The organism is Pseudoalteromonas ulvae UL12 (assembly GCF_014925405.1).
In the GTDB taxonomy this organism is placed as follows: Bacteria; Pseudomonadota; Gammaproteobacteria; order Enterobacterales; family Alteromonadaceae; genus Pseudoalteromonas; species Pseudoalteromonas ulvae.
On the sequence record NZ_AQHJ01000019.1, the window covers coordinates 1 to 20,540 of the forward strand.

At 42.2% G+C, this 20,540-nt stretch carries 28 protein-coding genes; 6 read left to right on the forward strand and 22 right to left on the reverse strand.

What is annotated here, in order from left to right; genetic code table 11:
* Positions 1-283 precede the first annotated feature (283 nt).
* The 18 genes from rplQ to PULV_RS00620 form a co-directional block, all read right to left on the reverse strand.
* Complete coding sequence (rplQ, locus tag PULV_RS00535; RefSeq protein WP_086745976.1) at positions 284-685, reverse strand: 50S ribosomal protein L17; 402 nt, start codon at positions 683-685, stop codon at positions 284-286.
* A gap of 40 nt (positions 686-725) precedes the next feature.
* Complete coding sequence (locus PULV_RS00540) at positions 726-1,712, reverse strand: DNA-directed RNA polymerase subunit alpha (protein ID WP_086745975.1); 987 nt, start codon at positions 1,710-1,712, stop codon at positions 726-728.
* A gap of 23 nt (positions 1,713-1,735) precedes the next feature.
* Positions 1,736-2,356 carry a 30S ribosomal protein S4 gene (rpsD, locus tag PULV_RS00545; protein WP_086745974.1) on the reverse strand — a complete coding sequence of 207 codons (621 nt, stop codon included), beginning with the start codon at positions 2,354-2,356 and terminating at the stop codon, positions 1,736-1,738.
* Between the two features lie 23 nt (positions 2,357-2,379).
* Positions 2,380-2,766, reverse strand: a complete 387-nt coding sequence (gene rpsK / locus PULV_RS00550; protein WP_009839382.1) for a 30S ribosomal protein S11 — start codon at positions 2,764-2,766, stop codon at positions 2,380-2,382.
* Positions 2,767-2,777: 11 nt separating this feature from the next.
* Positions 2,778-3,134, reverse strand: coding sequence for a 30S ribosomal protein S13 (gene rpsM / locus PULV_RS00555; RefSeq protein ID WP_086745973.1), 357 nt, complete (start codon positions 3,132-3,134; stop codon positions 2,778-2,780).
* A 129-nt stretch (positions 3,135-3,263) separates the two neighbouring features.
* Positions 3,264-3,377, reverse strand: coding sequence for a 50S ribosomal protein L36 (gene rpmJ / locus PULV_RS00560; RefSeq protein WP_002959476.1), 114 nt, complete (start codon positions 3,375-3,377; stop codon positions 3,264-3,266).
* Positions 3,378-3,399: 22 nt separating this feature from the next.
* Positions 3,400-4,728 (reverse strand): preprotein translocase subunit SecY, encoded by a 1,329-nt coding sequence (gene secY, locus PULV_RS00565; RefSeq protein ID WP_086745972.1) that lies wholly within the window; start codon positions 4,726-4,728, stop codon positions 3,400-3,402.
* A 13-nt stretch (positions 4,729-4,741) separates the two neighbouring features.
* Positions 4,742-5,176, reverse strand: a complete 435-nt coding sequence (rplO, locus tag PULV_RS00570; protein WP_086745971.1) for a 50S ribosomal protein L15 — start codon at positions 5,174-5,176, stop codon at positions 4,742-4,744.
* Positions 5,177-5,179: 3 nt separating this feature from the next.
* Positions 5,180-5,362 (reverse strand): 50S ribosomal protein L30, encoded by a 183-nt coding sequence (rpmD, locus tag PULV_RS00575; protein WP_086745970.1) that lies wholly within the window; start codon positions 5,360-5,362, stop codon positions 5,180-5,182.
* 3 nt (positions 5,363-5,365) lie between these two features.
* Positions 5,366-5,872: a 30S ribosomal protein S5 gene (gene rpsE / locus PULV_RS00580; RefSeq protein ID WP_086745969.1), complete on the reverse strand. Its 507-nt coding sequence runs from the start codon at positions 5,870-5,872 to the stop codon at positions 5,366-5,368.
* 9 nt (positions 5,873-5,881) lie between these two features.
* On the reverse strand, positions 5,882-6,232 hold the full coding sequence (gene rplR, locus PULV_RS00585; protein ID WP_086745968.1) for a 50S ribosomal protein L18: 351 nt from the start codon (positions 6,230-6,232) through the stop codon (positions 5,882-5,884).
* A 9-nt stretch (positions 6,233-6,241) separates the two neighbouring features.
* Positions 6,242-6,775: a 50S ribosomal protein L6 gene (gene rplF / locus PULV_RS00590; protein ID WP_086745967.1), complete on the reverse strand. Its 534-nt coding sequence runs from the start codon at positions 6,773-6,775 to the stop codon at positions 6,242-6,244.
* 12 nt (positions 6,776-6,787) lie between these two features.
* Positions 6,788-7,180 (reverse strand): 30S ribosomal protein S8, encoded by a 393-nt coding sequence (rpsH, locus tag PULV_RS00595; RefSeq protein WP_086745966.1) that lies wholly within the window; start codon positions 7,178-7,180, stop codon positions 6,788-6,790.
* Between the two features lie 21 nt (positions 7,181-7,201).
* Positions 7,202-7,507 carry a 30S ribosomal protein S14 gene (gene rpsN / locus PULV_RS00600; RefSeq protein WP_086745965.1) on the reverse strand — a complete coding sequence of 102 codons (306 nt, stop codon included), beginning with the start codon at positions 7,505-7,507 and terminating at the stop codon, positions 7,202-7,204.
* A 10-nt stretch (positions 7,508-7,517) separates the two neighbouring features.
* The gene (gene rplE / locus PULV_RS00605; RefSeq protein ID WP_086745964.1) at positions 7,518-8,057 is read right to left on the reverse strand and encodes a 50S ribosomal protein L5; all 540 of its coding nucleotides are present in this window, start codon (positions 8,055-8,057) and stop codon (positions 7,518-7,520) included.
* Between the two features lie 18 nt (positions 8,058-8,075).
* Positions 8,076-8,390: a 50S ribosomal protein L24 gene (rplX, locus tag PULV_RS00610; RefSeq protein ID WP_086745963.1), complete on the reverse strand. Its 315-nt coding sequence runs from the start codon at positions 8,388-8,390 to the stop codon at positions 8,076-8,078.
* Positions 8,391-8,400: 10 nt separating this feature from the next.
* Positions 8,401-8,769, reverse strand: coding sequence for a 50S ribosomal protein L14 (rplN, locus tag PULV_RS00615; RefSeq protein WP_086745962.1), 369 nt, complete (start codon positions 8,767-8,769; stop codon positions 8,401-8,403).
* 330 nt (positions 8,770-9,099) lie between these two features.
* Positions 9,100-11,034, reverse strand: a complete 1,935-nt coding sequence (locus PULV_RS00620) for an AsmA family protein (protein ID WP_193330603.1) — start codon at positions 11,032-11,034, stop codon at positions 9,100-9,102.
* Between the two features lie 252 nt (positions 11,035-11,286).
* Between PULV_RS00620 and PULV_RS00625 the strand changes: the two genes are divergently transcribed.
* On the forward strand, positions 11,287-12,459 hold the full coding sequence (locus PULV_RS00625; RefSeq protein WP_193330604.1) for a hypothetical protein: 1,173 nt from the start codon (positions 11,287-11,289) through the stop codon (positions 12,457-12,459).
* Between the two features lie 218 nt (positions 12,460-12,677).
* Positions 12,678-13,352: a TorF family putative porin gene (locus PULV_RS00630; RefSeq protein ID WP_086745959.1), complete on the forward strand. Its 675-nt coding sequence runs from the start codon at positions 12,678-12,680 to the stop codon at positions 13,350-13,352.
* A 105-nt stretch (positions 13,353-13,457) separates the two neighbouring features.
* Here the strand turns inward: PULV_RS00630 and PULV_RS00635 are convergent, their stop codons facing one another.
* Both PULV_RS00635 and purT read right to left on the reverse strand, forming a co-directional pair.
* On the reverse strand, positions 13,458-14,357 hold the full coding sequence (locus tag PULV_RS00635) for an aldo/keto reductase (protein WP_193330605.1): 900 nt from the start codon (positions 14,355-14,357) through the stop codon (positions 13,458-13,460).
* A complete protein-coding gene (purT, locus tag PULV_RS00640; protein ID WP_086745957.1) occupies positions 14,354-15,535 on the reverse strand; it encodes a formate-dependent phosphoribosylglycinamide formyltransferase in 1,182 nt (393 codons plus the stop codon). Before purT ends, PULV_RS00635 begins: the two co-directional genes overlap by 4 nt.
* Before the next feature lie 132 nt (positions 15,536-15,667).
* On the opposite strand from purT, the gene PULV_RS00645 reads away from it, so the two are divergent.
* Genes PULV_RS00645 through PULV_RS00660 form a run of 4 tightly spaced genes read left to right on the forward strand, consistent with a single transcriptional unit; the run spans position 15,668 to position 19,524 of the window.
* Positions 15,668-16,378, forward strand: coding sequence for a YIP1 family protein (locus tag PULV_RS00645; protein ID WP_086745956.1), 711 nt, complete (start codon positions 15,668-15,670; stop codon positions 16,376-16,378).
* Between the two features lie 26 nt (positions 16,379-16,404).
* Complete coding sequence (locus PULV_RS00650; protein WP_086745955.1) at positions 16,405-17,586, forward strand: efflux RND transporter periplasmic adaptor subunit; 1,182 nt, start codon at positions 16,405-16,407, stop codon at positions 17,584-17,586.
* On the forward strand, positions 17,586-18,293 hold the full coding sequence (locus PULV_RS00655) for an ABC transporter ATP-binding protein (RefSeq protein WP_193330606.1): 708 nt from the start codon (positions 17,586-17,588) through the stop codon (positions 18,291-18,293). Before PULV_RS00650 ends, PULV_RS00655 begins: the two co-directional genes overlap by 1 nt.
* Entirely contained in the window at positions 18,286-19,524 is a 1,239-nt protein-coding gene (locus PULV_RS00660) for an ABC transporter permease (protein WP_193330607.1), read from the forward strand. The genes PULV_RS00655 and PULV_RS00660 overlap by 8 nt, the downstream gene beginning before the upstream one ends.
* Before the next feature lie 327 nt (positions 19,525-19,851).
* Here PULV_RS00660 and PULV_RS00665 read toward each other — a convergent pair whose 3' ends face one another.
* The gene (locus PULV_RS00665) at positions 19,852-20,178 is read right to left on the reverse strand and encodes a Bor/Iss family lipoprotein (RefSeq protein ID WP_086745952.1); all 327 of its coding nucleotides are present in this window, start codon (positions 20,176-20,178) and stop codon (positions 19,852-19,854) included.
* Positions 20,168-20,494, reverse strand: coding sequence for a Bor family protein (locus PULV_RS00670; protein ID WP_193330608.1), 327 nt, complete (start codon positions 20,492-20,494; stop codon positions 20,168-20,170). The genes PULV_RS00665 and PULV_RS00670 overlap by 11 nt, the downstream gene beginning before the upstream one ends.
* Between the last annotated feature and the right edge of the window lie 46 nt (positions 20,495-20,540).

Sequence of the window (20,540 nt, forward strand, 5' to 3'; positions counted from 1 at the left end):
ATTCGACCTTCGCCTCGCTAAGCGTTGCTGTCTGCCGTCTCAGTGGGGTCGCATTATAGGGAGATCCTTTTTTTGATCAAGCATTAATTTAAAAAAGTCATATAAAAAAGATTATTCGTTTATATTTCATCCAAAACGGTTACTGATCAAACTAACAGAGATAAATACGGGCTCGTTTCTTATATTCCGATAAACAGATAAACAGATAAACAGATAAACAGATTATAAAACTTTAGACATAAAAAAGCCGAGCTATTGCTCGGCTTTTTTTGTCATATCAGACTTACTCTGCAGACTGTGCGTCTTCTTGAACTTCTTCAGTCGTAGAAACACGACCTACTAGTTCAACATAAGCCATTGGAGCATTGTCACCAGCACGGAAGCCACACTTCAAAATACGAGTGTAACCACCAGGACGACCTTCAAAGCGAGGGCCTAGCTCGTTAAACAATTTACCAACAACTTCGTTATCACGCGTGCGAGCAAACGCTAAACGGCGATTTGCAACGCTATCAGTCTTAGCCAGTGTGATTAAAGGCTCAATTACACGACGCAACTCTTTAGCTTTTGGTAAAGTTGTTTTGATGATTTCGTGCTTCACCAAAGAACCTGCCATATTGCTAAACATCGCTTTACGATGGCTGCTATTGCGATTTAATTGACGACCACTCTTACGATGGCGCATTACCCTATCCTTCTAACTAAACTTAATTCAGTGAGTTATATTATTCAGCAAGGCTTGCTGGCGGCCAATTCTCAAGGCGCATGCCTAGAGATAGACCACGAGAAGCTAGCACGTCTTTAATTTCTGTTAGAGACTTCTTACCTAAATTAGGTGTTTTAAGAAGCTCAACTTCAGTGCGCTGAACTAAATCACCGATATATTGAATTTGCTCGGCTTTCAAACAGTTCGCTGAACGTACAGTTAATTCAAGATCATCGACAGGACGAAGTAGAATCGGATCGAATTCTGGCTTCTCTTCTTTCGCTTCTGGCTCTGAAACATCACGTAAATCTACGAATGCATCTAGCTGTTCAGCTAAGATTGTTGAGGCACGACGGATCGCTTCTTCAGGATCCAGTGTACCGTTAGTTTCCATGTCGATAATTAACTTATCTAAATCTGTACGTTGTTCAACACGAGCTGACTCAACCGAGTACGCAATACGCTCAACCGGGCTGAATGATGCATCAAGCAACAAACGGCCTATTGGGCGCTCATCGTCATCAGAGGATAAACGGTTAGATGCAGGAACATAACCACGACCACGTTCAACACGTATACGCATGCTGATATTGCTGCTATCTGTCGTTAAGTGACAAATAACGTGATCTGGATTACAGATCGTAACATCACCATCATGCTGAATGTCTGCCGCAGTTACAGGGCCTACGCCTGATTTTGTCAGGGTAAGGAAAACTTCATCTTTACCTTCTAGAGTAACCGCTAAACTTTTAAGGTTTAACAATATTTCAATGATGTCTTCTTGTACGCCTTCTTTCGCGCTGTACTCGTGCAATACGCCATCGATTTCGACTTCTGTCACTGCGCATCCTGGCATAGATGAAAGTAATATACGGCGTAAAGCGTTACCAAGAGTGTGACCAAAGCCACGCTCTAACGGCTCTAAAACAACTTTAGAGCGTGTTGGTGAGACTGCGTCGATTTCGACTAATCTTGGCTTTAGGAATTCGGTTACAGAACCCTGCATTTTATCCTCTCTTAACTCTTACTTTACTTAGAGTAAAGTTCGACGATTAGCTGTTCGTTAATATCTGCAGACAGATCAGAACGCTCTGGTAAACGTTTGAAAACGCCTTCCATTTTGCTACCGTCTACTTCAACCCAAGTTGGTTTTTCACGTTGTTCTGCTAACTCAAGAGCAGCAACAATACGTGCTTGCTTCTTAGCTTTCTCACGAATAACAACTACATCATCTGCAGTGATTCTGTAAGAAGGAATGTTAACAACAATACCGTTAACCATAACCGACTTGTGGCTTACAAGTTGACGTGCTTCAGCACGAGTACTTGCAAAACCCATACGGTATACAACATTATCTAGACGTTGTTCTAGAAGTTGTAAAAGGTTTTCGCCAGTGTTGCCTTTAATACGAGCAGCATCTTTATAGTAGTTGCGGAATTGCTTTTCTAATACACCGTAGATACGACGTACTTTTTGCTTTTCACGTAACTGCAAACCGTAATCAGATAAACGACCTTTACGGGCGCCATGCTGACCAGGTGCTGTCTCTAGTTTACATTTAGAGTCAATCGCTCTAACGCCGCTTTTAAGGAACAGGTCAGTACCTTCACGACGACTTAGCTTGAGCTTAGGGCCCAAATATCTAGCCATGTTCTTTCTCCACTAACCTATTGTTATACGCGACGTTTCTTCGGTGGACGACAACCATTATGAGGAATTGGCGTCACGTCAGTGATGTTTGTAATACGGTAACCTACAGCATTAAGAGCACGTACAGCAGACTCACGGCCTGGACCTGGACCCTTAATGAAAACTTCTAGGTTTTTCAAACCGTACTCTTGAGCAGCAGTACCTGCACGCTCAGCAGCAACCTGTGCAGCGAATGGAGTAGATTTACGTGAACCACGGAAACCTGAACCACCTGCAGTTGCCCAAGATAAAGCATTACCTTGGCGATCTGTAATCGTTACAATAGTGTTGTTGAAAGATGCATGGACATGAGCCATACCATCAGCAACTTGCTTTTTAACCTTCTTACGACGAATTGGTGCTTTTGCCATTGTCTTTACCCTTATCGCTTAATAGGCTTACGAGGACCCTTACGAGTACGCGCGTTAGTCTTAGTTCTTTGACCACGAAGTGGTAAAGAGCGACGATGACGAAGACCACGATAGCAACCAAGGTCCATAAGACGTTTGATATTTAATGTGATTTCACGACGAAGATCACCTTCAACGGTGTACTTGCCTACTTCTTCACGAAGTACATCAAGTAATTCTTCGTTTAATTCGCCGATTTTAGTTGTTTCAGCGATTCCTGTCGCAGCTAAGATAGCCTTAGAGCGAGTTTTACCAACACCATAAATAGCAGTTAATGCGATAACAGCATGTTTATGATCAGGGACGTTAATGCCAGCAATACGGGCCACTAACACATCTCCTATATTAGAATTTGATTATATTCTGTTGAAAAGCCCGTTAGGATACTCAACCAATAATCAAACTTCAACCAAGAACACAGGCTGAGCATTTTTATACTCAGCCTGTACGACTATTACTTAGCCTTGCCTTTGCTTGTGCTTAGGCTCACTGCAAATTACACGTACAACACCGGCACGTTTAATAACTTTACAGTTACGGCAAATTTTCTTAACGGAAGCACGAACTTTCATAACTCAACTCCGTAGACTGACCTTATCGACCGTAGCCTTTAAGGTTAGCTTTTTTCAGCACAGAATCATACTGATGTGACATCAGATGGGTCTGTACTTGTGCCATAAAGTCCATAATCACAACAACGATAATCAAAATTGATGTACCGCCGAAATAGAATGGCGTTTGCCATGCCATTGTCATGAACTCGGGCACCAGACAGATAAAGGTAATGTACAAAGCACCTGCCAATGTCAGGCGTGTCATCACTTTATCAATGTATTTCGATGTCTGCTCACCTGGACGAATACCTGGTATAAATGCACCAGACTTTTTCAGGTTATCTGCTGTTTCACGTGGATTAAATACCAACGCTGTATAGAAAAAGCAGAAGAAGATAATTGCTGCAGCCAATACCATCGCATATAGCGGCTGTCCTGGAGACAGAGCTAAAGAGATAGTTTGTAATGCATCAGCAACAGGACCTTCGCCCTGACCAAACCAGCTGGCAATTGTACCAGGGAACAGAATAATACTACTAGCAAAGATTGGTGGAATAACACCCGCCATATTTACTTTCAGTGGTAAATGCGTACTTTGTGCAGCAAACACCTGACGGCCTTGCTGACGTTTAGCGTAGTTCACAACAATACGTCGTTGACCACGTTCAAAGAACACCACTAAGTAAGTTACAGCAAATACAATAACAGCAATTACTAACAGCATTAAAACATTCAAATCACCTTGGCGCGCCATTTCGGCTGTCGAACCAATAGCAGACGGCAGGTTAGCAACAATACCAACAAATATTAGAACTGAGATACCGTTACCGATACCACGCTCAGTTATTTGTTCGCCCAACCACATCAAGAACATTGTACCAGTTACCAAGCTCACCACAGCGGTGAAATAAAATCCAAAACCTGGATTAACAACCAGACCTTGCATCATATTAGGTAAACCGGTTGCAATACCGATTGATTGTACAGTTGCTAGCACAAGCGTAGCATAACGAGTGTATTGACTGATCTTCTTACGACCTTGTTCACCTTCTTTCTTAAGCTCTATCATCGCAGGATGGATGTGCGTCAATAGCTGCATAATAATCGAAGCTGAGATGTAAGGCATGATACCTAATGCCAATACCGATGCTCGCTCAAGCGCACCACCGCTGAACATGTTAAACATTTCAACTATGGTGCCCTTTTGTTGCTCGAAGAATTCGGCTAGTACAGCGGCGTCAATACCAGGGATTGGCACAAAAGAACCTAAACGGTAAATGATTATAGCTCCGAGTACGAACAGTAAGCGACGCTTCAATTCCGCTAGACCACTTTGGGCACTTTGCATATCTAGACCTGGTTTAGCCATGGTACTTTCCTTATTATTCTTCTACCTTGCCTCCGGCAGCTTCAATTGCTTCGCGAGCGCCCTTGGTCACTTTAAGACCCTTGACAGTCACAGCGCGTGAAACTTCGCCAGATTTAACTACTTTAACGAACAGAACGTTCTTCTTAACCAGACCAGCTGCTTGTAGTGTACTAAGCTCTACCACATCGCCTTCAACTTTAGCGATTTCATAAAGGTTTACTTCAGCAGATACTAATGATTTGCGTGATGTGAAACCGAATTTTGGTAGACGACGTTGGATTGGCATTTGACCGCCTTCAAAACCAACGCGTACAGTACCGCCAGAACGAGATTTTTGACCTTTGTGACCACGGCCACCAGTCTTACCAAGACCAGAACCGATACCACGACCTAGGCGTTTTTTCTCTGTTTTTGCACCAGCAGCAGGTGAAAGTGTATTCAGACGCATGAATTACCCCTCAACCTTAACCATGTAATAAACCTGGTTGATCATACCGCGCACACATGGAGTATCTTCTAACTCAACAGTGTGGTTGATACGACGTAAACCAAGACCACGTAATGTAGCTTTATGCTTCGGTAAACGACCGATAGAGCTCTTTACTTGTGTTACTTTAACAGTTTGCTTAGCCATGGTTTACCCCTTGATCTGTTCTACGCTAAGACCACGCTTAGCTGCAACGCGTGCTGGAGAACTCATGTTCTCAAGCGCAGAAATAGTTGCGCGTACAACGTTGATCGGGTTAGTTGAACCGTAGCACTTTGATAATACGTTATGTACACCAGTAACTTCTAACACTGCGCGCATTGCACCACCAGCGATGATACCAGTACCTTCAGAGGCTGGTTTCATGAATACTAATGAACCTGCATGACGACCCTTTACAGGGTGTTGCAGTGTATTACCATTAAGGTCTACATTAATCATGTTACGGCGCGCTTTTTCCATTGCTTTTTGAATCGCAGCTGGAACTTCGCGTGCTTTACCGTAACCAAAACCTACTTTACCTGCGCCATCGCCAACAACCGTTAGTGCTGTGAAGCTAAAGATACGACCACCTTTAACAACTTTAGACACACGGTTTACAGCAACTAGCTTCTCAGCTAAATCAGGCTGTTGTTGCTTTGCTTCTACGTTAGCCATCGTCTACTCCTAGAATTGCAAACCGGCTTCACGCGCTGCATCTGCAAGCGCCTTCACACGGCCGTGATATTTAAAGCCACTACGATCAAAAGAAATCTTTTCGATACCTTTGTCAGCTGCACGTTGAGCAACAGTTTTACCCACAGCTTGCGCTGCTTCGATGTTACCTGTGCCTTTAACTGTTTCGCTAATAGCTTTTTCAACTGTAGAAGCAGCAGCCAGTACAGTACCCTCAGCAGTAACTACTTGAGCGTAAATGTGACGTGGCGTGCGGTGGATAACAAGACGCGTTACGCCTTGTTCAATATAATTTCTACGCGTACGTTTAGCACGACGTAGACGAGCAGTTCTTTTATCCATCGTCTTACCTTACTTCTTCTTGGCTTCTTTACGACGCACATTTTCATCAGCATAACGAACACCTTTACCTTTATAAGGCTCAGGTTTACGGTATGCGCGAATGTTAGCAGCTACTTGACCTACAAGCTGCTTATCTGCGCCTTTAACAAGAACTTCAGTTTGGCTAGGAGTTTCGATAGTGATCCCTTCAGGAACTTCGAAATTCACTGGGTGTGAGAAACCAAGAGTTAAGTCTAATACTTTACCTTTGGCTGCAGCACGATAACCAACACCAACTAACTGAAGTTTACGTTCGTAACCTGCATCAACACCAACTAACATGTTGTTGATTAGAGCGCGAGCAGTACCTGCTTGAGCCCATGCATTTACTACACCTTCACGAGGAAGAGTAGTGATTACGTTTTCGTTTACTACAACTTCAACTGCAGCATTGATTGTACGGCTTAACTCACCGTTTTTGCCTTTAACTTTGATGTCCTGGCCGTTTAGTGTAACTTCTACACCGGCAGGAACATTGATTGGTGCCTTAGCAACACGAGACATAGTTCCCTCCGATTAAGCTACAAAGCCGATGATTTCACCACCAACGCCAGCACCACGTGCAGCACGGTCAGTCATCAAGCCTTTAGAAGTTGAAACGATAGCAATGCCTAAACCGCCCATTACTGTTGGTAAATCACCACGTTTCTTATAAATACGTAGACCTGGACGGCTAACGCGTTGAATTGTTTCGATAACAGCTTTGCCTTCGAAATATTTTAATTCAACAGCTAGTTCAGGTTTAGCGTCGCCACTCACTGAAAAATCAGCGATGTAACCTTCGTCTTTAAGCACTTTTGCAACAGCAACTTTTAACTTTGAAGAAGGCATAGATACTGAAACCTTTTTCGCTGTTTGGCCGTTACGAACACGTGTAAACATATCCGCGATTGGATCTTGCAAGCTCATTGTCTTACTCCCGAGATTCTATTACCAGCTAGCCTTTTTAAGGCCAGGAATTTCACCGCGCATGGCTGCTTCGCGAGTTTTGATACGGCTTAAGCCGAACTTACGAAGGTAACCGTGTGGGCGGCCCGTAATGTTACAACGATTACGTTGACGTGCAGGGCTAGAATCACGCGGAAGGCTTTGTAGCTTTAATACCGCGTCCCAACGCTCTTCATCAGAAGTTTCAACACCGCTGATGATAGCTTTAAGAGCTGCGCGCTTTTCAGCGAACTTTACAACTAATTTAGCGCGTTTTTCTTCGCGCGCTTTCATTGAATTCTTTGCCATAACCCTACCCTTATTTCTTAAATGGGAAGTTAAACGCAGTTAGCAACGCGCGGCCTTCCTCATCATTCTTAGCAGAAGTAGTGATTGTGATATCCATACCGCGTACACGGTCGATTTTATCATAATCGATTTCTGGGAAGATAATTTGCTCACGTACGCCCATGCTGTAGTTACCACGTCCGTCAAAAGACTTAGCACTTACACCACGGAAATCGCGAATACGAGGCATGGCGATTGTTACCAAACGCTCAAGGAATTCCCACATACGCTCGCCACGTAGGGTTACTTTACAACCGATCGGATAGCCTTCACGAACTTTAAAACCAGCAACTGATTTACGAGCTTTAGTGATCAATGCTTTCTGACCAGAGATTGCTTCTAGATCTGCAACAGCATTTTCTAGAATCTTTTTATCTGCAAGGGCTTCGCCCACACCCATATTCAGGGTGATTTTCTCTATTCGAGGGACTTGCATGACAGAGCTGAAACCGAACTCTTTTTGAAGTTCAGCTACTACTTTGTCGTTATATACTTCATGCAGTTTCGCCATCGTCTACTCCAATAACTATTAGATAGTTTTACCAGTAGATTTGAAGATACGTAATTTCTTACCGTCTTCAATCTTGAAACCAACACGATCCGCTTTACCAGTTTCCTGGTTGAAGATCGCAACGTTTGATACGTCGATAGACGCTTCTTTCTCAACAATACCACCAGCTTGGTTCAATTGTGGAACCGGACGCTGATGCTTTTTGATAAGATTGATGCCTTCGACAAATACTCTGCTAGATTCAGTTACAACTGAAAGCACTTTACCTTGCTTTCCTTTGTCTTTACCTGCAAGTATGACTACTTCGTCACCACGACGGATTTTTGCTGCCATGATAGACTCCTTATAGTACTTCTGGGGCTAGTGAAACGATTTTCATGAACTTCTCTGTACGAAGTTCGCGAGTCACAGGACCGAAGATACGAGTACCTATAGGCTGTAGATTTGCGTTTAACATTACAGCTGCATTACCATCGAAACGGATCAAAGAACCGTCAGGACGACGAACGCCTTTACGTGTACGCACTACTACTGCGTTTAGTACATCACCTTTCTTCACTTTAGCGCGAGGAATTGCTTCTTTAACAGAAACTTTGATGATGTCGCCAATTGCAGCATAACGACGGTGCGAACCACCTAAGACTTTAATACACTGCACTTTGCGAGCGCCGCTGTTACAAGCAACGTCCAGCTGAGTTTGCATTTGGATCATCTAAATGTGCTCCTGTGTAGTTTAGGAAACGCCTTAACTTACTAAGAAATCAAGACATATTGTTCAATTTCCCCTCAATTTTATCACTGGGACATCTCAAGGGCGGGCAATTGTACCAGCAAACATTGGACAGTGGTAGGTTAAATTTTAATTAAATGGTGTATTTATGAATCAAAAATTAATCTACCTAGATCTTCTCTTTATCGGTCAAGTGTTTATTAAATGAACAGTCGTAAATCTTTTTACGATGTTACCTATATTGGGATAGTTATTTTCTTTTCAAGTATAAAAAAGCGCCTACTAAAGCGCCTGTTTATTGTGTTAGTACTGTTAACCAAACAATCCTTTTAGTTTATCTTTGATTTTATCTTTTGCTTTATTTTTAACTTCATCCTCAGCGGCTTTTCCCATATCTAGGTTAATCGACACATCATGGAATGGACCTTTAATTTTAACTGGAATCTTAAAACCTGTACTGGTGTCTTTTGTTCCTTGCCCCTCAATAGAATCAACAATCCCTGTCACTAGACGATACGAAAGTTGTGTCTTTGGTAAATCAACCGTTCCTGAGCCTGTAATACGAATAAGCGGGCTTGCTAAGTACAAATCTGTATTGTTACCTACACCATTGTTAAATTTCATGCTGCCAGTTAAAGCTGTAAAATCTGTTTGCTGCGACTTATCAAACCCAGCATTTAATCCATCTTTTACTGCGCTCAAATCACCTTTAAGCATTTCTTTAGCTTTACGAACGAGTGCCGCAATATTGGCGCCTTTTACAGCCCCATCATTAAAGCTAAATGATGCATCACCCGCCAATTGACTCATAAACGCTTTTTGACTCTTGCCTTGTGTCGTAAGTTGCCAGTTTAACTCCCCTTTCCCCATTAACTTATCAAAACCAGCCGCGTCACTCAGTAAAGGTTCTGCATCAATGCCTATGAGTTTAAAGTCTGTAGTGATTTTATACGGTGCTTGGTTTGCATTAACGATTACGCTACCTACACCTTTACCTGAATAAGCATTAAATTCAGTCATCGCTAATTTAGCGATGCCTTTATTAAGCTGCACCGAAAAGTCATTTTCACCTAAGGTAATCTTATTAGCGATTAATCCTGTTGATTTGACTTTAATGTCAGCATTTATCGCGTTTAACCCTGACAAATCCAGTTCTGTATCATCCCAAATTATAGGTTGAGCAACTTCAGATTGTTTTTCATTGTTATCTTCATGAGCCTGCTCGACTGGCAAGTACGGATTTAAATCGAGCATACCTAAATCCATATTGGCACTAATTGAAGGCACAGCTGTTGTAACAATCGATGCGCTCCCCTTCATTGCTAATTCATCAAGCGCCATTTTAAAACTCGACAAAGTCAGCGTTTGTTCATAGCCATGTATTTGAGCGTCTAATTCAAATTGATTCAAAGCATTCTCTTTTGCTTCAAGTGCAATATTTTGCCAACTCAAAATGTTTTTAACTGAGTTACCTTTGACATACATACTGCCTTTAAACTCTTTTCCCGCTTTTAAGATTTCACCACTAAAATTGGCACTTAATAAAGATGAGTTCATTTCACTTTTTACCGAAAAGTCATTACCTCTAATGACTTTCGCTGGCGTAGTTAATTGAGTATCAAGTTCGAAAGCTTCATTCAAGTAAGTGACTTGACCTTTAATTGTCAGGTCTTTAAAAAGAGATGGCAGTTCTATACTTACATTAACGGCGGTTAATTCGGTTTTGGTACCAGCTTGATGGTCAACATACTCTATTTCCCCATCGTATATCGCTACCTCACCGAGCATAATGTCAAAGCCTTCTGGAATATCAGCTGATTGTGGCGCTTCAGCTTTACTTGGTGTAGGGGTGGATGTTGGTTGGACTAATTGCCAATTAACCTGACCATCGCTCATTTTTTCCAATAAAATACGTGGCTGTTGAATCACAAATTTTTCTAGTTCTACATCACCTGATAGCACTGAGAGGTAAGGAATATGAATGGCCAACTGCTTCATAGACACCATATCGGACTCGTTGCTTGCTTTTAGATTTGCGAGGCGAACATCGTTGAGCTCTAATTTTAACGAAGGAAAGACAGACAGAGATTTTTCGCCTTTAATAGTAAGCGTACGCCCCGTTGTTTGTTCTACAGATGTTGAAACCTTTTCGAAAATATAATCGACAGGAAGTAAAAAAGGGATCGCGATAATTAACAACACCAGCGCAACCACGACTCCCGCGAAAATTTTTAGTAACGTTTTCATTTCATTCCCTTTTTACAATTTCACACAGCGTATCAATATTTTTTCTCAATTAAAGCTGCGCATTAGCCTATTAATTTTATTGATTATTTATATAAATAACCATTCCATAGTGTAACAAATATTAAGAATTTAAATTTGAAATAAATTTGACTATTTTATGTGTCAAGATTGAATCAAAAATAGAACTAGGTATGATGCACGACCCACTTTCAGTGGGCTTCCTATTAATTTTAGTCGAGTTGAATTTACTTAATGAAAAAACTGCTTATCTCTCCATCACAAATGAACCTATCTGACGCTGATAACTCGTTGTATCAAAATATCCTTAAATTAGTACCAGATATCAGCTTGAACTTGATGGCAGTGAAAGTAGAAAACCACCCCAAGGATTTCGCCGGTTGGTGTGAAGAATTACTCGATGTATGTCAAAACAGAATTAATTTCGCCCTTTTAGAAGATAAGCAGTTACCTATCGTAAAAAAAATGGCGCAGCAATTACAGCAAGCATTGACGATACAACAACTAAAAATGTTACGAATTGCACCTTGGCCTGTATTGGCGACATTCATTAATAACAAAGCCGAGCAATTGGGCTTAAACGAACAGCTTGCCTTAATACACTACGTAAGCTCAATCAAAGCACAACCTCTCGAAAAAATGATTGAAGAAGATAAGCTTGCCTATGCTGGTAAACACACCGCGAATCACGATCCATCGGTGTATCAATTTGATGTTGAGTGGTTCTGCTCAACTAAAGCAGCCAAAGCTTTTCATTTAGCCCTAACTGAATGCCCTCATAAACTTGATAGCGCTCTTAGCCACATTCCACTTGAAGGCGATATTAGTTATGAGCAATACGCGGCATTTATTAGCGAATATTTAGCTGCATTTGTTGATTTAGATGATGATAAAGCAACACTTGCGCCAGCAACACGCTTACTAGCCATGCGTCGCCCGGATTTTTTCATCACACTTAGTCAGGCAAAACTTGAGCTATTAAGCCAAGCATTGGGAGTGGTTAAACTAAACAATCGCGACTTTCAACGCTATTGGGATGATGTATTAATGACTGTGCACACTATGCCTTGGTTCCAAAGCAGCCTCCCTGAATCAGAACAAGAACAGACACTTTGGCACATCAAAGCTTTACTGCCGAGTCTATTTTTCTACAGTGACCTACAACAAGCTGAAAACTCGAATTATCTAAAGTTACTCAATAAGCCAAAAAGAGCCTCTGCTACAGGTAACTTAAATAAAGGGCAAAAACGCGGTAAGGATTCGGCTGAAATTTTAGTTGACCGCGCTTTAACTGCAGAGGACATTCCTGAGCATATTAAAAACATGCGTGATTCGATTGTTGCAGAAGTCGTTAAAGGACGTAGCGTTAATGAAACAATCGCATTAATGCGAACGATCTTCGGCTAACCTAAGTGATAACAATACGTTGCACGTTTATCATGCAACAAATCTAAAAAACGCACCTAGATGGTGCGTTTTTTATTACAGGCAACTTCAGAATTAATTGCAACCTCATGATTTTTATAGCTTAAAAGTCAACTTGCCAACAAAAATGCTATTGGCTTACCTCTTGCTACGTCAAAGATGAATAAATTTTGCGCTACTTAAAAAATAAAGGAAAAACTATGCAAATCAAACATCTCACAACAGCCATTGCATTATCTTGCCTCTCACTGACGACTACAGCAAGTTATGCCGAAGTCACTGCAAATATCGCAGCAAGCTCGAACTACTTTTGGCGTGGCATAACCCAAACAGCAGATCAAGCCGCCGTATCAGGTGGGATTGATTACAGCAACGAAAGCGGTTTTTATGCTGGCACCTGGGTGTCTAACATCGACTTTGGCACGCAGACTAGTGCAAGCTATGAAATGGACTTTTATGCTGGTTTTAGCCAGTCTATGGGCGACTTTAGCTATGACGTCGGTTATGTTTACTACGCCTATCCCGATGCCGCTAGCTCAATTGATTTTGGTGAGTTATATGGTGCAGTTGCTTGGCAATGGCTAGAAGGAAAAGTGAGTTATCTGACTCATGCACAAAATGACGCCAGTGCTGAAGAAGATATGCTTTACGTAGAGCTTAATGCCGCTTTTGAGATACTCAACGGTACTGAACTTGCTTTTCACTTAGGTCAGTCAAGCGGTGATACAGTACAAGAGTGGTATGGTGAAGACCGTTATATAGATTATGGCGTCACGTTAGCAAAGGATGGCTTTAGCTTAGGTCTATTACAAACAGACTTAGACGATGACGACTTTAAGGTTTTTGTCGGTTATAGCATCGACTTCACACTCTAATTTAAAAGGCGTGTGAATCAAAATTCACACGCCCAATCTCTGACTGAGACCTGCCGACTTAGCGGTTATGTGCATCCAACCTCGTATCACATCAATGATTTTACATTAAGGAACACTGTGGCCTGTTGACGCTTGCCAAATACGATACCACTGCTCTCTCGTTAACGATAATTGCCGAGAGTCAACAGCCGACGCAACTCGATCAATGTTACCTGTTCCTAAGACTACGGCTGGGCGACTAGGGTGTGTTAACAACCATGTATATACAACTTGATCTATTCCTTGCACGCCTAATTCATCTGCGATTTGAGTAAGCGTCGCACGCAAACGAATAGCCTTTTCGGTTTGCTCGTTAAACAAACGCCCACCAGCTAGAGGCGACCAACACATAGGTTTAATGTTTAAACGCTGGCATTGATCGAGCGAACCATCATCAAGTGCTTTCATTTCATAAGGTGAAAACTCAATTTGATTGGCAATTAAAGGAAAATCTAAGCGCGACTGTAATAGCTCAACCTGCGAAGGGGTAAAGTTAGAAACCCCAAATTGCAGCACATCACCATTTTTAGCTAGTTGCTGAAACGCTTCAGCCATTTCATCTGCACACATCAGATAATCAGGGCGGTGGATCAATAACACATCAAGACGATCTGTTTGAAAATGACGTAATGACTGCTGTGCACAATTAATAATATGCGACGCTGATGAATCATAATGATTCACTTGTCCCTTTCTTAATTCGAACTGGCTGGCAGGTCGAATACCACATTTAGTGATAATTTTGATTTTATCGCGCACACTCGGCTCAAGTTTTAAGGCCTCACCTAATTGCGCCTCACATTGATGACCACCATAAATATCAGCATGATCGGTCCAAGTCACACCTAATTCGATACTTTTATGTAAAAACGACAAACATTGCTGCGGTGTTAATTGCCAAGCTAGCAAGCGCCAAAAGCCCAAGACTAAATCATCCATCAGGTTTAAATCAGTGGCACTTTTCATAACGAGACCTCTACCGAACTAGAGACAAATTTTGCTGTTTCAATCGCAGTATTCACATTATCTGCACGTGCTAAGCCAACCCCCATGCGACGAGTACCTTGCACATCAGGTTTGCCAAATAAACGTAAGTCTGTATTTGGTAAGCTTAGTGCTTGACCTAAATTACCAAAGCGCACAGTTGAGGACTCGCCAGTGACCAATATGACACTTGACGCTGAAGGCCCATGAAAATGAATGTTAGGGATCGGCAACCCCAAAATAGCACGAGCATGCAAAGCAAACTCACTCAAATCTTGTGAAATCAGCGTCACCATTCCGGTATCGTGCGGCCGTGGCGATACTTCACTGAAATAAACATCATCACCTTTAATAAATAGCTCCACCCCAAACAATCCAAAACCACCGAGCGCTTGGGTCACTTTCATCGCAATATCTTGTGATTTTTGCAGTGCGGTTTCGCTCATCGCTTGAGGCTGCCAGCTTTGTTGATAATCACCATTCACTTGGACATGCCCAATTGGTTGACAAAAGCTGGTGCCATCGCGATGACGAACCGTTAAAAGGGTAATTTCATAATCAAAATCTACAAACCCCTCGACAATGACTCTCCCTTTACCAGCACGCCCACCTTCTTGGGCATACTGCCAAGCTGAGCTGACATCATTCACCGTTTTAACCACGCTTTGTCCTTTACCTGAAGAACTCATAATAGGTTTAACCACACAAGGAAAGCCAATGTGAGTAATAGCAGCAGCAAAATCAGCTTCATTGTCGACAAATTGATACTTGGAGGTAGGGATCGATAACGTTTCTGCAGCTAAGCGACGGATCCCTTCTCGGTTCATGGTCAATTGTGTCGCTTTGGCGCTAGGCACCACAGTAAACCCTTCAGCCTCAAGCGCAACAAGAGTATCTGTGGCTATCGCTTCAATTTCAGGAACAATTAAATCAGGTTTTTCACGCTCAATGATTGCACGCAGTGCGTCACCATCAAGCATAGACAAAACATGACTGCGGTCTGCTACCTGCATAGCAGGTGAATTTGCATAACGATCCAGTACTATCACTTCGCACCCAAGACGTTTGAGCTCAATGACCACTTCCTTGCCTAACTCACCTCCTCCACATAATAAAACACGCTTGGCTGTCTCTGAAAAAGGGGTGCCTAAAAATGTCATGTTATTTCCTATTGTTAGCAAATTTAAAAAAGGTAACCGTTCGCAACGGTATTTTACCGTTTATCATTTTTTTTTACAGTAAATGTAATCAGATGTTAATTTACCGCTACAAAAAAAAACAAGGGAAACATTATGCAATCTACAAATCAATTTTCTGCTGGCCTCGATATCTTCATAGCTCCGAGCAAAGCTTTTGCGGGCTTAAAAGAAGGTAAAGGCTGGTTCTTATTACCATTAGTGTTTGTTTGTGGCTTAATTGCGGCTTCAATGTACGCTTACTACAGCAATGTAGATACTAATTTTCTAATTGAGCAACAAGTCGCTCAAGCTGGCGCTGATTTAACAACTGGCGAACAAAAAATGATGCGAAACCAAATGGCAAGCACTGTAGACAGTCAATATCTGTTTGCCATGATTGGCGGTGTGATTGGTTTACTTATTATGAATGCAATTATCGCCGGTTATTATACCTTTGTAGCTAAGCAAGATATGACAACAGACTACAAATATGGTGATTGGTATAGCTTCAGTCTTTGGACATTAATGCCAGCAGGTATTTCTGCAATCGGCCTAATCGCCTTGGTTGCAACCGCGCAAACCGATCAACTACCACTGACAATGATGAGTTACGCTTCACTTAATCAACTGGTATTTGGTTTAGAAGCTGGACAACCTTTTGCAACATTACTTGAAAGCTTAAATATCTTCTCTTTTTGGAGCATTGCCCTCGCTGCAATTGGTTTGAAAACATGGACTAACTTCAGCATGAATAAAGCCATTGTTTTTGCAGCACTACCAACTGTCGTTATTTATGTAATTTGGGCCATTATAGCTGCACTTTAAGTGCAGCTTTTTTAAAAGAGTTTGTTATGAAAAAAGCCATTATTATCACCCTCGCCGTTGCTGGATTTATCGCTTTAATTGTCTCAAAACAAATTACAGGCAATAAAGAAGCAGTCGTGGTCGAAGTGCAATCCCCAAAAGTAGGTCAAATAGCAGACTCTATTCTTGCTTCGGGTAATTTAGTCTTTAACACCCAAGTGCAATTACGTTCTGAAGTCACTGGCCGAGTCGCTAAAGTGTTTGTCGAAGAAGGTCAAAGCGTACAAGAAAACGATATTTTAATGCAACTCGATACCCAAGCGTTCGAATCTGAAGTCGAACGTATTCAAGCGATTGTTCGCGCCAGTGAAATTGAAATAAAGCACGCAAAAACCCGCCTGATTAACTTTGAACGCCAGCTAAAACGTCAAAAAGAACTCTATGATGTGGGTTTGGCGCAACAAGAAACTTTTGAAAACATCCAAAGTGCCCGTGATTTGGCCAAAATTGATATCGAAGCCCGTTACGAGTCACTCAACCAAGCCAAAGCGTCACTGTCTATTGCAGAAGATCGCCTAAGTAAAAGTGTATTTCGTGCACCTATGAGTGGATTATTGGCTTCGGTCAATATTAAAGAAGGCGAAACCGTGATAGCGGGCACAACAAACATTATCGGTTCTGACTTAATGCTTGTTGCTGATCCAAGTGCCATTTTGGCAGAGCTTCGTGTAGATGAAACGGATATTGCTAGCATTAAAATAGGTCAGATTGCTGATATTTATGCCGCTGCATATCCAAACAAACCATTCAAAGGTAAAGTCATTAACATTGGTACCTCAGCCAAAAACCAAGCTGGTTCACAAGGATTATCATTTCGAGTCAAAGTATTACTCGACCCAACTGAGCGCCAACTTTATGCAGGTATGAGCTGTCGAGCAGAAATCGCATCTAGCATTGGTGAAAACATCCTAAAACTCCCTATTGAAGCGATTCAATCAGACGATGATGAAAAGTTTGTCTGGATTGTTAACAAAGACAATACCGTGAGTAAAAAAGTTGTCGAGTTAGGTATTTCATCTGATATTGAGCAGGCAATTAGTAGCGGAGTATCAGAACAAGATACAGTCGTGTTAGGCCCAGCTCGCCCTGTGAGCAAACTCAAAGAAGGCGATGTGATTACACGCAAGTCGGCCAACGATGACAAAGATGAAAATAAGGATGCCGCATAATGGCTGCGGTAATCAAACTACATAATATTGAAAAACACTACACCATGGGTGAGCAAGTCTTCAAAGCACTCGATGGCATCAATATCGAAATTGCAGAGAACGACTATGTAGCGATTATTGGCCCTTCAGGTTCAGGCAAATCAACCTTAATGAACTTAATTGGTTGCTTAGATATTCCGACCAATGGCGAGTACTTTTTGAAAGATAAGCTAGTCAAAAGCATGACCGAAACTGAGCTTGCACATCAACGCAATGAAAGTGTTGGTTTTATTTTTCAAAGTTTTAATTTACTGCCTCGAGCATCGGCTTTAGAAAATGTGATGCAACCACTCGTTTATCGCTTTATTCCAGCCAAAGAGCGTAAAGAAAAAGCCCTTGAAGCGCTCAAACGAGTTGGTTTGGCGGATAAAGTGAATCATTTATCGAGTCAGCTGTCTGGAGGACAACGCCAACGTGTAGCGATTGCACGTGCCTTGGTGACCAAACCACATATTTTGTTGGGTGATGAACCTACAGGAAATTTAGACAGCAAAACCACCAAAGAAATTATGGCCTTGTTTGATGAATTGCACCAAGAAGGTCACACCATTATTTTAGTCACCCATGAGCAAGAAATTGCCGACCATTGCCAACGAGTGATTCGCTTGGTCGATGGGCAAGTTGTTGCAGATACGCGCAATAACCATGAGGAGAAACTCAATGTTTAAATCTCTGATTGCAATTATGGAAGGCACAAAAGCTGCGCTTATGGCCATTAAGGCCAATGCCATGCGCAGTGCACTCACCTGTTTAGGCATTATTATCGGTGTGGCCGCCGTTATAACTGTGGTCGCTGTTATGCAAGGCTTTACCAAGCAAATTAACGATCAACTTGCTGATATGGCACCTGATGTCACCTCAATTAAGCCCTATACCAGTGTTGAACAAGAAATGGTCGGTGTGAAAAGTAAGCTCACCTACGATGATTTTCTGGTACTGAAAAGTAAAATAAAAGAAGCCGAGACCATGACAGCACTCATGTTTACATGGCGCTTTTCGGGAGGAGCTCAATATGGCAATAAAACCCATAACACCCGAGTAATGGGTACTGAACAAGATTATCAAAAAGCCTATCGTACTTACCCAGATAAAGGTCGTTTTATTCGCGCTGAAGATGATGAAAAGCGTCGCCGCGTCGCGTTTATCGGAGCATCAGTGATCGATAAACTGAACTTGCCTAAAAACCCTGTTGGTGAATATATTAAACTCGGTGGTGAATGGTTTCGCATCATTGGTGTGTCAGAAACCCAAGGGAGCTTTTTAGGATTCGACCAAGACGATTACATCAATATTCCTATTAGCACTATGAGTGCTCTTGAAGGTGCCAACAGCGCCAGTAATGTGCAAATCATGTTTCGCTTACAGCCCGAAGCAAATGAAGAACAAGTAATGGCACAAATAACCCGTATTTTACGCCAGCGCCATAAAATTAAAGACGGCCAAGAGAACGATTTTGAATTTGAAACCGCTGAAAAAGCGCGGGCGAATGTCGACAAGTTTACCGGAAGCGCCACAGCAATCACCGCTGGGATTGTTGGGATCAGCTTGATAGTAGGTGGAATTGGCGTCATGAACATTATGCTTGTTTCAGTGACCGAGCGTACTCGTGTTATTGGTACATTAAAAGCATTAGGTGCGACACCTGGTTTTATCATGCTGCAATTTTTAGTTGAGGCGGTGGTATTGTCATTGTTTGGTGGGTTAATCGGACTCGCACTGGGTTATGGCATGGCGGCAACCATTTCGGCCATATTACCTGGTATGCCAGATGCCTACATACCCGGCTGGGCAATCATGTTGTCATTTGGCTTTACTTCTATGATCGGAATTGTGTTTGGTTTAGCACCAGCGATTAAAGCTGCTCGCCTCAACCCAATCGACGCCCTGAGATACGAGTAAAAGACACAATTAAAGAAAAGGCAGCCTCGGGGCTGCTGATCTTTCGTGATGATTTTTGCAGCGAATTGTTGGGTATTTATACAAGGCAGTGCTTTTGTGGTGTAGCGAGCTACACGAAAAAGCGATAACGCAGTAGAAATACCCAACAAACGCTGCCCGAAGGGTTCGGCTAAAAGCGTATTTCTCTTTGTTGAGCAGTATTTGCTTAGAATGCTAGGCTACACACTACTCGCCGCGATAAATACGCTTTTATCTCGAACAAAATTTAATCATGAAAGATCAACAGCCCCTGACAATAGGCAGCCTTTTTTGTCACTTACAAAAACGTTATTCCACCGCTAAAGGTACGATTGTATCAGCACATTTAGTTTTAACTGTTTTAGGATACCAAATAGGTGCGATAACGTTCGCGGCACTGCCTGCTAAACCGTTAATAAAAGACAGTTGAGTTTCAACACTTTGCCACTGCCCACCATCACAGTTATCCTTTAAATTGACCGGCTCTGAACCTTCATATAATGCAAGTGCGAAGTTGTGATGCCATTGCTCTTTGGCTGCTTGATTGCTTTGTGCTGTGCCATTATCAAAGTGAATACTGGTGCAGCCAGTTGCTACACTCAAACACGCAGCTAACAAAACCGTTTTAGTTTGCATTGTTTGCCTCCATTACTACTGAGCTTTGACTGTCACACCATACTTTCACTGTGTGAGGCGAATAAATACCAAGAGTGATTAAGCTTAAAGCACCATCACCAAAAGTGGCTTGCGATTGCATTTGTAACACTTTACCAGCTCCACAAACCGATTTCACATCGACACGCTGCTCACCGACTAATCCCCACAAGAAAAAAGGACGACTCTCTTGATGGGTTGGTTTTTCTGTTATTTTAGCGATACGCTCAGGCTGTATCGTCACCGACGAACATCCAGCTAACGCCACAAACAAACTTGCTGTCATCAGCTTTTTCATCTTACTTACCCCACGAATGTTGATTGCTCGCAGTGTAATCGTTTCG